Here is a 12,531-nt window from a genome sequence, read left to right on the forward strand (position 1 = left end):
CACCGGCAATTCAGAACATCAGCAGGAGCGTGACCGCCCCCTCGAGCCACGCAGGCACGGCATCATGCCACTGCATCACGCCCAGAAACAACACGTTCGCCGACAGCAGACCCGCCAGTCCCCATCGGTCGCTCACTGCATCCTGAACCCTTTCCAACGACCTGACCATTGCGCTCATCTGGATCCTCCTCCGTTCGAGGCCAGTCCAGGAGCAACGGCACTGCCACGCATCCGCATGGCAACTCAGAGAGCTCAAACATCTGAATCTACAGGATTTAGTTAGTAACGACCCAAAATCAGCGCCGTGTCAAAAATCCCCATTGTTGGCATCGACACGGGGCAATGAGCGGCCAAGTGCCCTGTAAACAATGAGTTAGCGCCGCTTGGTCCGAAATGGCCCAATGTGGGGTTTCAAGCCCCACTAATCTTCCGGTAAACCGTCTTTCGATCCACCCCGAGCTGTCGCGCCGCTTCGGAAACGTTTCCATTGACTCGATCGAGCACTCTCTTCACGTAGCGTCGTTCCATCTCCTCGAGAGGAAGGATCTCGGCTCCCGCCTCGAGACCGCTCGGCGAGGGATCGGGCGCCCCCCCGTCGCTGGCGAAGGGGAGATCGTTCTCGTCGATCAGAGGATCGAGCGTCAGAGCGAGAGCGCCTTCGATGAGATTCTCGAGCTCCCTGACGTTGCCCCTGAAATCGTGATGCATCAGCTTCTGCAGCGCTTCCTGAGAGATTCGGACCCCGTGCAGGCCTTCTCTTTCGCCATACTTGTCGAGAAAGTATCGGACCAGCGCCGGAATGTCCTCCCGGCGATCCCGCAGAGGTGGAAGCTCGATCTCCACGACTCGGAGACGGTAATACAGATCCTGACGGAACTGCCCGCTCTCGACGAGCTCCTCGAGGTTCCGATGAGTCGCCGCGAGAATCCGGACATCGACCTCCACGCGGCGGCGCGCGCCGAGCTTCTCGATCTCCCGTTCCTGGAGCACCCTCAGAAGCTTCGCCTGGAGAGTCAAAGGGATGTCGCCAATCTCGTCGAGAAAGACCGTCCCTCCTGATGCGACCTCGAACCGCCCAGGGCGACCCTCGACTCCGGTCGCCACCCCCTTTTCAATTCCGAACAACTCCGCCTCGAGGAGTGACTCCGGGAGAGCGGCGCAGTTGATCGCCATAAAAGGCCGGTGACTGCGAGGCGAGTTGACGTGAATGAGCCGCGCGACCATCTCCTTGCCCGTTCCGGACTCGCCCCTGATCAGGACGCTGACCGGGCTCTCGGCAACGCGCGCGATCAGGTCGATCACACGCTGCATCGACGGAGAGTCCCCGATCATCAGCCGGTCGCGGTACTCCCGCTGCATCCGGCGCTTCAGCGCTCGGTTCTCATCCTCGAGTGACTCCCGGACCATCTCGAGCTTGTGAAAGTTACGTGAGTTGTCGAGCGCCGCGGCACCGATCGCGGCGACGGACTCGATGAATCGTCTGTCGTCATCGTTGAATCCTCCCGCTTCGCTCCCTCGCCTCTCCTTCCCCAGCAGGCCGATCGCACCCAGAATCATCTCTCCCGAGACCAGCGGAGCGACCAGAAGTCCACCCTCGATCTCGAACGGGTGAACCGGCGAGCTCACGCTCTCCTTGAGGACCATCGATCTCCGAACGGGCTCGAGCTCCATCCAATCGCTCTCGGGAATCCGAACGCCAGACCCCTTCGCATACTGCAGCCGCATCTGCTCGTCGATCGAAAAGACGAATCCAGCCATCGCATCGAGCGTCGACATCGCGCGCAGCATCAACTCCTCGAGCAGCTCCTCCTCCGGCTGAAGCGTGTTGAGCGCCCGGCCGATGTCGTGCAGCGCCTCGAGCTGCAGAAGTTTCTGACGCGTTTCGAAACGGGTTTCGCTCATTCGCCCCTCGCTCGACACACACCGAGCAGGTAATCACAGTTCCACAGCCGGTAAAACGGAGGCGACACCGAAAACAGCTCGATCCACACCTTTTGTGCTTCCTCCCACCGCTGCAACTTCATCAGGCTCCGCCCCTTGAAGTACATCGCTTTCGGCCTGAGGGGGCCGCTGTTCCCCGCCGTAATCACCTCGTCGAGGACGCCGATCGCCGCCTCCGGCTCCCCCTCTGAATAAAGACACACCCCCTTCGCGTACCCCTCCTTCTCGTTACATGGAGTCGCCGAGGCATAAAGGGGCACCATGAGGAAAATGGTGAGGAGAGTCGCCACATTTCGCATCACGTGCCCATGATACCCTCGACGCGACGGCGATGAAACTGACCATTCTCGGCTCAGGGCGGGGCGCTGGAGCGATCGGCGGACTTTTCAGCGCCTCCGGAGAGATCGAGCGGATCGGCTCGAGGCATCCGGAGACCGCGACCTCCCCCTTTCCCGGCGCCCCGCTGGTCACACTGGAGGAGGCCACGCGTCAGGCCTCGGAGCTCCTTCTGTTCGCCGTTCCCGACGACTCGATCCAACCAATCTACGAGGCTTTCCAGGACACGATTCCCGCGCGGACGGTGCTCTTCCACCTCAGCGGCTCACTGACGAGTGGCGTCTTTCACCGTCATCGCGGCTTCTCCCTTCACCCGCTCCGCGCGCTTCCCCCGGCCGGGAAGCGAGCCGATCTCGCCGACGCGCTCTTCGTATGGGAAGGCCACTCGGTCACGGAGGGGATCGCACGCGAGATCGTCTCGATGGCGGAGGGGCGCTTCGCCCCGATCGAGCCGACCCTGAAGACCCTCTACCATTCCGCAGCGGTCTTCGGAGCAAACTACGTGGCCGTCCTCGTCGAAGAGGCGAACCGGCTGATGGGCCAGGCCGGAATCGGCGACGCGCGGGGACCCGTCGGGGAGCTCGCGATCTCGGCGATCCGGAACTGGATGACCAGGCCGGAAGCGCCCTTTACCGGGCCTGTCGTCAGGGGCGACTCGGGAACGATCGAGGGGAATCTGGCTGCTCTCGAGCAACACCCCGAGTCCAACGAGCTCTATCGGCTCCTTGGTGCTCGCCTGATCGCTTTCATCGAGCAGGATGCACGGGACTCGCGATTGCAGTCCATCAGGGAACTTTTCCGTAGCGAGGGTGCGAGACCGCTGGCAGAGAGGGAAGAACCTCGCTAACATTGGGCGAACGAAAATGGTCTTCTTCAACTACGCAACGATGCAGATGGCTGCCAAGATCGTTTTTTACGGTCCTGGTCTCTGCGGCAAGACCACCAATCTTCAGCACATCTACAACAAGACGTCTCCTCACAGTCGCGGCGAGATGGTCTCACTCGAGACTGAAACGGACCGAACGCTGTTCTTCGACCTCCTTCCGATCGATGTTGGCGTGATCGGTGGCTTCAAGACCCGGCTTCAGCTCTACACGGTTCCGGGACAGGTCTTCTACAACACGACGAGAAAGCTCGTTCTGAAAGGCGCCGACGGGATCGTTTTCGTCGCAGACTCTCAGGCTCCGATGCTCGAAGCTAACGTGCAGTCGCTCCGCAACCTCAAGGCGAATCTCGAGGAGTTGGGGCTCGACCTCGACCGCATGCCGATGGTGATTCAGCTGAACAAGCGGGATCTCCCGAACGTTCTGGAACGGCAGTCGATGGTCGATGCGCTCGATCCCGAGCACCGTTTCGAGATCACCGAGGCCTCCGCGATCAAAGGCGAGGGAGTGTTCGAGACACTCAAGCTGATCTCGAAGCTGACCCTTCGAGCTTTGAAGGAGAAGATGAGCGGGCATGAGGAGCCGCTGGCAAAAGCATCCCGGCTCAACATCCGGGACTCGGGCAGATCCGGTCACGTTCCCGCCCCGGTGCCTCCACCGGCTCCCACGGTCGATCCTCGAAAAACGATGTCAGCACCCATCCCTCCTTCCGAGGCGAGCGAGGCCGCAGTCTCGAGCTCGCAATCGCTGGCTGCGGTCGAGGTCATGGAAGCGGAACCACCGCCAGAGGAGCTCAGACACGAACAGGAGCCTGTACACACCGAGCCCACGCCGGAACCGGAGCACGCTCCGGAAGCCGCCGAGCCTGTCAAGCGGATGAAAGTCCGATCTTCGGTCGACATCATGGCCGAGCTGGAAAGCCTTCGCCGAAAGGCGACCGAAGGTCTCGGCAGGCCGGGAACGTCGGCAACACGGCGAAGGGAGTCGAGGCAAAGTTTCGAAGGCTCCGTTCCGCCCGACGCAACAAGCCGCCTGGCGAGCGTCGAGGTCTCCTGGGTCGCAAAGGATGCCGACGGCAACCCGATCGAATCCGCCACGAAGAACTTTGAAGTCTCGCCGGACGAAGCCAGCCGCGTGATCGTGAACCTCGACATCAAGCTCGACTGATACTCGCGTGTCGGCAACGGTTCGCGCTAAACTGACCAGAGGGTCTCGGCAGTGAAGAGGAGGGAGAGGGGAACACCGTCGATGGATCGTCGCTACCGTTATTTCGATTTCTGTTTTTTCATTGCTCTGGTTCTGGGATCCGCGTGCTCGTCGAGTCGGCCGACGGAGCCTTCTCCGAGCAATGACCCCGACACTTTCGCGGCTCTGAGCGAAGACCTCGTCTCTGCGCACGCGAAACTCGATTCCGTCGCTGACACGGTTCCAATGCAATCCCCGATTCCCCGGTCAATTCCGCTTCCGACGCATCCGAGCGTGGAAGCGGCCGTTCGATACTTCGCCGGGGAACGCCGTTCGACGATCCAGGCCTCATTCGAGCGCTCTGCCGCGTACCGTGCAATGATCGACGCGGAGCTCCGCCGCCAGGGACTTCCTCCGGAGCTCGCCTTTCTTCCCGTGATCGAGAGCGGGTTCCGGCCCGATCTGACCTCGAGAGCCGGCGCGCACGGTCTGTGGCAGTTCATGCCGGCCACCGCGAGGGAGTACGGGCTGCGGGTCGACTGGTGGGCCGATGAGCGGACCGATCCGGTGCTCTCGACGCGCGCTGCGGCAACGTATCTTCGCGATCTCCATCGAATGTTCGGCGACTGGCCTCTGGCGCTCGCTGCATACAACTGTGGGCCTGGCCGGGTCCGCCGCACGATGGAGCGGGTTGGAGCCGATTCTTTCTGGGAGCTGATGGATGCCGGGGAGCTTCCGAAAGAGACTCGAGGATACGTCCCGACGTTCTTTGCCACTGCGATTCTCGCTTCGAGCCCGGATGACTGGAACTTTTTCGTACCCTCACCATCTGAAACACCAACGACCCCTTCGGTCGTCATTACCGGCCCTGTGTCGCTCGAGTTCCTCGGGCGTGAAGCGGGAATCGAGCCCGCGCAACTGAGGAAGCTCAATCTCGCTTTCCGGCGGGGCATCGTGCCTCCCGGCGACCATCCCCTTCGCGTACCGGGTTTCGCAGCCGCCACGGTCGCTTCGCGCGCCGGAAGCTGGCACCTTGCGGATCCGAATCTCGGAGTCTCAACCTACTCCCTGAGAAGTGGTGAATCGATCTCGTCGCTGGCGGTAAAACTGGGGCTGAACAGAGAGGAAGTTCAGGAAATGAATCAGTCGGTGAGCGGGAGAACGGTCTACCTTCCGATCGATCAACGGACGCTGAGCGCGACCCTGACGAGCGCCGCGCCTGTCCCCTCTCAAGCCCATGTCGTCGAGCCCGGAGACACGCTCTATTCGATTGCGCGCGCGAACGAACTTTCAGTCGAAGAGCTTCTCGAGATCAACGGGCTCGAGGAAAGCCACGTCATTCGGCCAGGTGATCTTCTCATCGTGGCTCTCATCGGAGCGATCTCGGGTCGGTGACCAGGCCGTCCGCCGGCTCCGCGCTCGACCCGGAGCTCGACCCGCCCCACGAGGTCCTCGAGATATCCGTCGAGCAGCTCTGGCGGCGAGCTTCGAGGCACCCTGAGGATCTCCGCGTAACCGCAGGGCGCTGCGTTTCGGAAGGCCGGAGTATCCGCGCGGAATCCCTCGATCCCCGTCACGTCACGCTCGATTCTGCCATCCCGCCACCGGGCGAGATCGCCGGGCTGATGTCGAACCAGCCGGGAGTCGAGGCGCTCTCGATTCACACTGTCGCCAGAAGAGTCTCGTCATCTTCCGGAGAGCACGAATCCCATTCCTCGACTGTGCTGGCGCGTACAGAGGACGGCGCGACGTTGGTCGCTGATCTCGACGATATCGGTGCCGCGCTGTCGATCGCCGGACCTCGCACCGGGAAAACCATTTCGGCGGAAAGGCTCGAGGGGCTTCCGCTTCTCTTTCTCTTCGGCTCCGGCGGAGTTCTGATTCACGAGATTGCCGGGCATCCCCTCATTGCGGGCCACAAACTCCCCAATCTTCCCGACTGGCTGACGATAACCGACGATCCGTCGATCCCCGGACTCGGCTTCCTCGGTGCCCGCGACGACTGCGGCCGGCCGACCCGAGCGGCCCAGATCCACCGCGGGGAGATCCCCGCTGCGCTGCGCCGCTCCTCGTTTCGCGATGTTCCACTCCCCAGGATGAGCAGTCTCGTCGTCGAGGGGAACGCGCCCTTCGAGATTCCTGACGATCGCATCGAGATCCATCTGATCGAGCATGGAGCCTGGGATCCCGATCGCGACGTCATCACTCTGAATGTTCAGCGCGCCGACGTTTTCACGCGAGCCGTTCATAAACCAGCGCCTCGCTTCACCATCGAGGCGTCCCGCAACGTACTCGCTGGAGCGCTGTCGGGAGCCCGAGGCCGCCCCGTCAGATATCCCGGGGTCATCTGTTCCGAGGAAGGGCAGCGCGTGCCGGTGGGAACTCGATCGGTTGATCTGCTCCTCGAAGGAGCTCCCATCCGATGAAAGGTCGGTACGAAAAAACGGGTACTGCGACCCGTGTCGAGCACAGCCGATTCGGAACATGGATCGTGCAGACCTCCGAGTCGGGTTCCTCCCACTTTGAAGGCGAGCGGTTCGTCTCGTCGAGTCACGGACCTCGAGATGCGGCGCCTATCGACTATTCGATACTGGCCACTCAGGCTTCGGAGCTGATCGAGACCCTTCCGGACGGTGTCAGCCTGCAACGGCTCGTCTTCTCATCCGGCACGGCTGATCATCGATATGACGATGGGACCGAATCGAGATCCTGGCGGGAAACTTCGTGGCGCGCGATCGCAGAGATGGGCAATGAGCGGCTCGGGCTCCAGCTCACGATTCACGTCGGTGGGGAGGGGGAGCCGGGCGCGTGGAGCGACGAGCTGCTGAGTTGCGCCCGGGAGCTCGCGAGACTCGAACCGCATGAGGGCCGCCCGGACCGCCCAATTCTGCTTCATCCCCGGGCAGCGGCCGGGCTTCTAGCAGCGCTCGGACAAGCCCACGGCGAGATCACCGTCGACGGCTTCCAGCAGGTTCCCTCGGAAAGACGGGATGGAATCGGTCGTCCGGTCGAGCCCTTCCGGCTGTCGGGCGGATCGGGATCCTTTCCCAACATTTTTCGCCCGAGCTACCGGTCGCGGCCGATGCCATATCCGATCGACGTCGGTTTCGATTCCGGAAGGTCAGTCGACCGCGAAGATCTCGCCGAAGCGGACGTGGCGGAAGCGATCGCTGGAGATGCCCGGCGCGACGATCGAATTTTTCTGACGGTGATGACCAGCGGAAGATCAGGCTCGGCCCTGTTCACACTTTCCGCCATGGCCGACGACTGGCTCCGATCGATCACTGCAAACGTCGGCCCGCTTCGCTGGTTTCCGGAGGGCACCGGCGTCTGGGCGGGTGGCCTGCTCGTCGATTCAGCTGAGCTCGACGTCCATCCGGCGCGTTCCGGGGTCGAATGAGATGATCAGTCGATGGACCTCGCCAGCGGCGAGGGTGGGCGGCTCGATCGATCGCCTCTCCTGAATACCCATCGACTCGACGACGATCCAGACCTCGATCTCCCGAATTCGTCTGTCGACCTGAGCGTAAGCTGCCACCTCGCGCGGCGAGCGTCGTTTGAGAAACCCCCAGCTCTCCGTGTAGAGATTCTCGTGAACGATCGTCTCCCCGTCGACCGAAACGACGAGGTAGCCGTCCGATACCGGACTGTTGAACAGCGTCAGGAGGGTTGCCTGGCCTTCCGTGCCGTTCGCAGAACCGCTACCCACGGCGGATCCGGACGGCGGAGGCGCTTCCCGGTTCCGCGCCTGTTCGACCTGGCGGTTGAGTCTGTCCTGGGTGAGCTGCAGATAGTTCACCGCTGCGGCCATCTCGGGATCGAGACTGAACGCCGCTTCGAAGTGGGGGATCGCCTTGGCGTAATCCCCGCTTTCGTAGAACTCCCTGCCGCTCTCGAATTCGATCCTCGCCTGGCTGAGTCGTTGCTCGTAGGAAAGGCGCGTCGCTCGAATGGTCTCGAGATCCCGCAGCCTCTTGGCGACTTCGCGGCTGTTCGGTGCGAGCTGGCGCAGTTCGAAGTACTTCTCCCAGGCGCCGTCGACGTTTCCACCCCGAAGCAGCTCCTCCGCCTCGGTTTGGAGCTTCCTCTGCTTCTGGACCAAGTTTTCGCGAGCCGTATCGACCGGCGGTACATCGACGCGTTGCAAGGTGATGGCTCCAACGGTGATTGCAATGGCAGCGAGAATTCCGGCGACGATCGACCAGAACAGGGCCGGCGGAATCTTTTCGCGAAATACCGGAGGAATGAGCTCGCGCGCTTTTTTTCGCATGCGCGGCGCGGTCGTCTTCCGTCCGTCGTCTTCGGCTGCTTCCTCGGGTGTTTCCATCTCGACCGTCGCCGCGGCCGAAGCGTCGCTCATGATCGTGTCATCGTCGAAGACGTTCTCGTCTTCCGACGTGCGCGCCGGCGCAGCCTTCCCGCTCACGAGCGCTCGCAGATCTTCGGCGATGAGCGAGGCGCGCTGGTAGCGATCCTCGGGCCTCTTTGCCAGACATCTCTCCACGACGCCGTCGAAGGACTCGGGAATTCGAGAATCCACGTTGCTCGGAGGCGTGTATTCCTCATGGACGATCTTGTACGAGATCGTCGTCAGCGAGTCTCCACCGAAGGGCTTCTGCCGTGTAAGCGCCTCGTAGAGACAGACTCCGAGGGAGAAGATGTCCGACCGGCCATCGACCTTGCCGCCCTTGACCTGCTCCGGAGCCATGTAGTTTGGCGTACCGAGAAACTGTCCGGTCATCGTGAGATTCGCCACGCTCGTCGCGATCTTCGCAATCCCGAAATCGGTAATCTTGGCGACGTTGTTGTCTCGGATGATGATGTTGGCGGGCTTGACGTCGCGATGAATGATTCCGCGTTCGTGGGCGAAATCGAGGGCCTCGGCGATCTGCATCATCACCCTGGCGACGTCCGTATGCGAAAGAGGCCTTCCCTGCGCGAGGATCTCCTTCAGATTCCTCCCCTCCATGTACTCCATCGCGATGAAGGAGCCCCCGTCCTCCGCCGTTCCGATGTCGTACACCGACACGATGTTCGGATGCGTGAGAATTCCGGCGGCCTGCGCTTCGCGAACGAAGCGCTCCTGGAATTCCTTGACGTCTTCTTCATCGGCGTGGGCGGCCGCCCGCAACGTCTTGAGCGCAACCAGACGCCCGATCACCGGATCCTTTGCAAGGTAGACGACCCCCATCGCGCCCTTGCCCAGGTCGCGGATGATCTCGTACCTTCCGTATTTCAAGTCATTTCCTTTCCGAGTACGCACACTCCCAGCCGACAGGGCCCCGGGCGCCGGAATTCAATTATCTTCGCTCCGCCGTCGCCCGGCAAATGACTGCAAGGAGACGGCCGCTTTCCACTATGATTCACACCACACCCGCGGAAGGAGGAACCTGAATGAAAGAGTACCCCACCGAGAAAATCCGCAACATCGCCTTCGCCGGTCACAGCGATACGGGAAAGACCACGCTCGTTTCCCTGCTACTTTTCAACGCCGGAGCGACCACCCGGGCCGGCTCGATCGACGACGGAACGACGGTCACCGATTTCGACGAAGACGAGATCCAGATGAAACATTCGGTCTCGGCTGCGACCGCCTGGGCCGAGCACGAGGACACCAAGCTGAACCTGCTCGATACTCCCGGCTACGGCGTCTTCCTCAATGAGGCCAGATGCGCGATTCGAGTCGCTGATACGGTCGCGATCACGGTCTCGGCAGTCAACGGACCCGAGATCAACACCGAGCGCGTCTGGAAGATCGCCAATTCGATGGAAACTCCCGTCGCCTTCGTCGCGACCAAGATGGACCGCGACCGTGCAAACGCCGAATCGCTGATCGCCGCGCTCCAGGAGAAGTTCGGCAAGAGCGTCGTCGCCGCGCAAATGCCGATTGGAGCCGAGCGCGACTTCAGGGGCGTCGTCGATCTCGTGGAGATGCAGGCATGGGTTTATGAAACCGACGGCTCCGGCAATTATGAAAAAGTGCCGATCCCGGACGATCTCAGGGATCAGGCGAACGCCTGGAGAGAAACGCTCGTCGAGAAGATCGCCGAAAGCGATGACTCTCTGATGGAACGATTCTTCGAGGAGGGGACCCTCACACAGCAGGAGATCGAGGACGGCATCCGCCGGGAAATGATCGCCCGTTCGATCAATCCCCTCTTCTTCGTATCCCCTTCTGCCAACATCGGCGGTCATGCTCTCCTCGAAGCATTCGTCCGTACCTTCCCCTCTCCCGACCAGCTTCCAGTTCGAATGGTCAGGGAAGGTTCGCTCGACGACAAACCGGTCGCACTCATCTTCAAAACCATCTCCGATCCGTTCAGCGGCAGGATCTCGGTTTTCCGCGTTTACAGCGGAACACTGAGCTCGGACACCCCCTACTTCAACTCCACGCGGGACCACGATGAACGATTCGGCAAGCTCCAGATCGTTCAGGGAAAACAGCAGGAACCCGTCGGCTCACTGCACGCCGGCGACATCGGCGCAGTCGCCAAACTCAAGGATTCCCACACCGGCGACACGATCACCGGCAAAGGCGCCGGAGTGATCCTCGATTTCGTCGACATACCCGAGTCGACCATCTCCTTCGCGATCGAGCCTAAATCGAAAGGTGATGAAGACAAACTTTCGACCGCAATCAGCCGGATCATCGAAGAGGACCCGTCAATTCGCTTCCGGAGAGACGAGCAGACGCACGAGTTTCTGCTTTCCGGACAGGGGCAGCTCCACGTCGAAACGGCGGTCAACCGGCTCCGGAACCGTTACGGGGTCGACGTCATACTCCACCCTCCAAAAGTTCCCTACCTCGAAACTGTCCGAGCAAAGGTCAATGCCCACGGCCGCCACAAAAAGCAGTCCGGAGGACACGGCCAGTTCGCTGACTGCAAAATCACACTCGAGCCACTACCGAGAGGGAGCGATTTCGAGTTCGTCGACGAGATCTTCGGCGGCTCGATTCCTCGCCAGTACATCCCTGCCGTGGAAAAGGGAATTCAGGAAGTCAGAACTCAGGGTTATCTTGCCGGTTTTCCCGTCGTCGATTTCCGGGTACGGCTCACCGATGGACAGTTCCACGCCGTCGACTCCTCCGAGCTGGCGTTCAAGATCGCCGGAGCGATGGCGTTCAAGGACGCGATGAGCCGCGCCAAACCGACGTTGCTCGAACCGATCATGCACATCGAGGTCACTTCTCCCTCTGAATACATCGGCGACCTCATGGGCGATCTCACCTCCCGGCGAGGCCGCATGGAAGGAATGGAGACCGAGGGCGAAACCCAGATCATCCGCGCCCACATCCCGATGGCCGAAGTCCTCACCTACGGATCGACCCTCCGATCCATTACACAGGGGCGGGGATCGTTCCACATCGAGTTCTCCCACTACGAAGAGGTCCCAAAAAACCTTCAGCAGAAGATCATCGCGGAAGCCCAGGCACCGGCTCACTCCGAGTAGTGTCAGCTCCGAGCACGCGGAAACCTTCGCGCTCCGCAGCAACGGCGAGCCGTCGATCGAGGCAGACGAACTCGAGAGAACGCGGCTCGTCCTCGGAAACGATGAGCGCCGCACCGAGCTGCGCTGAGTCGGCCGCTCGCAGATCCTGACGCGCCAGAACCGTCATCGCTCTCGACCGAACCGCGGAAACTTCGATCACTTCATCCCATGACGATGCCAGGGTCTCGAGGTTGCCGAGGATCTCGAGGCGCTGAGCTCTGCTGATCACTTCTTCGCGCACTCTTCGTTCGACCGCGCTCACAATCTCGACTCTGCTCCAGGCCCAGGTTGCAATGCGGTCGTCTTCTGCTCTCAACTCGAGCATGCGCGCGGTTTCCGGCTCGGTCACGATCAAAGGAACGAGTGCCGACGCGTCCCAGTACCTCAGAACCGGTCCTCGCGATCGTCGACCAACGCCGAAAGAATCCCGCCTGCGACTTCCGCCGGCGGATGATCGTCCGGTTTCCACGAGCCCGAGCCCGGTCGCAGCAGACCGAGCCTCACGAGCCGCTCCCTCTTCGAATCATCACGATCGGCGCTCGGAATCGGGGTGATCCGGGCGATCGGAACCCCGCGCTCCACAATCCGCACTTCTCCGCCGCGTTTGACTCTTCTCAGGTAACGAGAGAGGTGCGCTTTGAGCTCGGAAATCGAGACGGTCACGATATGACTAATTTAGTCCTGACCTCGAGAC

The 12,531-nt window shown here is 61.6% G+C and carries 12 protein-coding genes; 6 read left to right on the plus strand and 6 right to left on the minus strand.

The annotated features are described in order from the left end of the window. Positions 1 to 10: 10 nt before the first annotated feature. The 3 genes from KY459_07715 to KY459_07725 all read right to left on the minus strand — a co-directional run bounded on the left by KY459_07715 (position 11) and on the right by KY459_07725 (position 2,240). Entirely contained in the window at positions 11 to 178 is a 168-nt protein-coding gene (locus tag KY459_07715) for a hypothetical protein (GenBank protein ID MBW3564596.1), read from the minus strand. Between the two features lie 233 nt (positions 179 to 411). After that, positions 412 to 1,902, minus strand: a complete 1,491-nt coding sequence (locus KY459_07720; GenBank protein MBW3564597.1) for a sigma-54-dependent Fis family transcriptional regulator — start codon at positions 1,900 to 1,902, stop codon at positions 412 to 414. Beyond that, on the minus strand, positions 1,899 to 2,240 hold the full coding sequence (locus KY459_07725; GenBank protein ID MBW3564598.1) for a CDC27 family protein: 342 nt from the start codon (positions 2,238 to 2,240) through the stop codon (positions 1,899 to 1,901). Before KY459_07725 ends, KY459_07720 begins: the two co-directional genes overlap by 4 nt. A gap of 32 nt (positions 2,241 to 2,272) precedes the next feature. On the opposite strand from KY459_07725, the gene KY459_07730 reads away from it, so the two are divergent. The 5 genes from KY459_07730 (at position 2,273) to KY459_07750 (ending at position 7,746) form a co-directional block, all read left to right on the plus strand. Beyond that, positions 2,273 to 3,124 (plus strand): DUF2520 domain-containing protein, encoded by an 852-nt coding sequence (locus KY459_07730; protein MBW3564599.1) that lies wholly within the window; start codon positions 2,273 to 2,275, stop codon positions 3,122 to 3,124. A 16-nt stretch (positions 3,125 to 3,140) separates the two neighbouring features. Further along, complete coding sequence (locus tag KY459_07735; protein MBW3564600.1) at positions 3,141 to 4,328, plus strand: GTPase domain-containing protein; 1,188 nt, start codon at positions 3,141 to 3,143, stop codon at positions 4,326 to 4,328. Between the two features lie 312 nt (positions 4,329 to 4,640). Continuing rightward, positions 4,641 to 5,741, plus strand: coding sequence for a transglycosylase SLT domain-containing protein (locus KY459_07740; protein MBW3564601.1), 1,101 nt, complete (start codon positions 4,641 to 4,643; stop codon positions 5,739 to 5,741). Then, complete coding sequence (locus KY459_07745) at positions 5,738 to 6,772, plus strand: hypothetical protein (GenBank protein ID MBW3564602.1); 1,035 nt, start codon at positions 5,738 to 5,740, stop codon at positions 6,770 to 6,772. The genes KY459_07740 and KY459_07745 overlap by 4 nt, the downstream gene beginning before the upstream one ends. Continuing rightward, positions 6,769 to 7,746, plus strand: coding sequence for a hypothetical protein (locus tag KY459_07750; GenBank protein ID MBW3564603.1), 978 nt, complete (start codon positions 6,769 to 6,771; stop codon positions 7,744 to 7,746). Before KY459_07745 ends, KY459_07750 begins: the two co-directional genes overlap by 4 nt. Here the strand turns inward: KY459_07750 and KY459_07755 are convergent. Then, positions 7,702 to 9,585: a protein kinase gene (locus KY459_07755; GenBank protein ID MBW3564604.1), complete on the minus strand. Its 1,884-nt coding sequence runs from the start codon at positions 9,583 to 9,585 to the stop codon at positions 7,702 to 7,704. The genes KY459_07750 and KY459_07755 overlap by 45 nt on opposite strands. Positions 9,586 to 9,740: 155 nt before the next feature. Here KY459_07755 and KY459_07760 point away from each other — a divergent pair, with 155 nt between their 5' ends. Beyond that, positions 9,741 to 11,798, plus strand: coding sequence for an elongation factor G (locus tag KY459_07760; GenBank protein MBW3564605.1), 2,058 nt, complete (start codon positions 9,741 to 9,743; stop codon positions 11,796 to 11,798). Here the strand turns inward: KY459_07760 and KY459_07765 are convergent. Together KY459_07765 and KY459_07770 are read right to left on the minus strand one after the other, a co-directional pair. Next, entirely contained in the window at positions 11,761 to 12,186 is a 426-nt protein-coding gene (locus KY459_07765) for a type II toxin-antitoxin system VapC family toxin (GenBank protein MBW3564606.1), read from the minus strand. The genes KY459_07760 and KY459_07765 overlap by 38 nt on opposite strands. Positions 12,187 to 12,221: 35 nt before the next feature. Continuing rightward, entirely contained in the window at positions 12,222 to 12,512 is a 291-nt protein-coding gene (locus KY459_07770; protein MBW3564607.1) for a type II toxin-antitoxin system prevent-host-death family antitoxin, read from the minus strand. Positions 12,513 to 12,531: the final 19 nt, after the last annotated feature.

The organism is Acidobacteriota bacterium (assembly GCA_019347945.1).
Lineage (GTDB): Bacteria > Acidobacteriota > Thermoanaerobaculia > Gp7-AA8 > JAHWKK01 > JAHWKK01.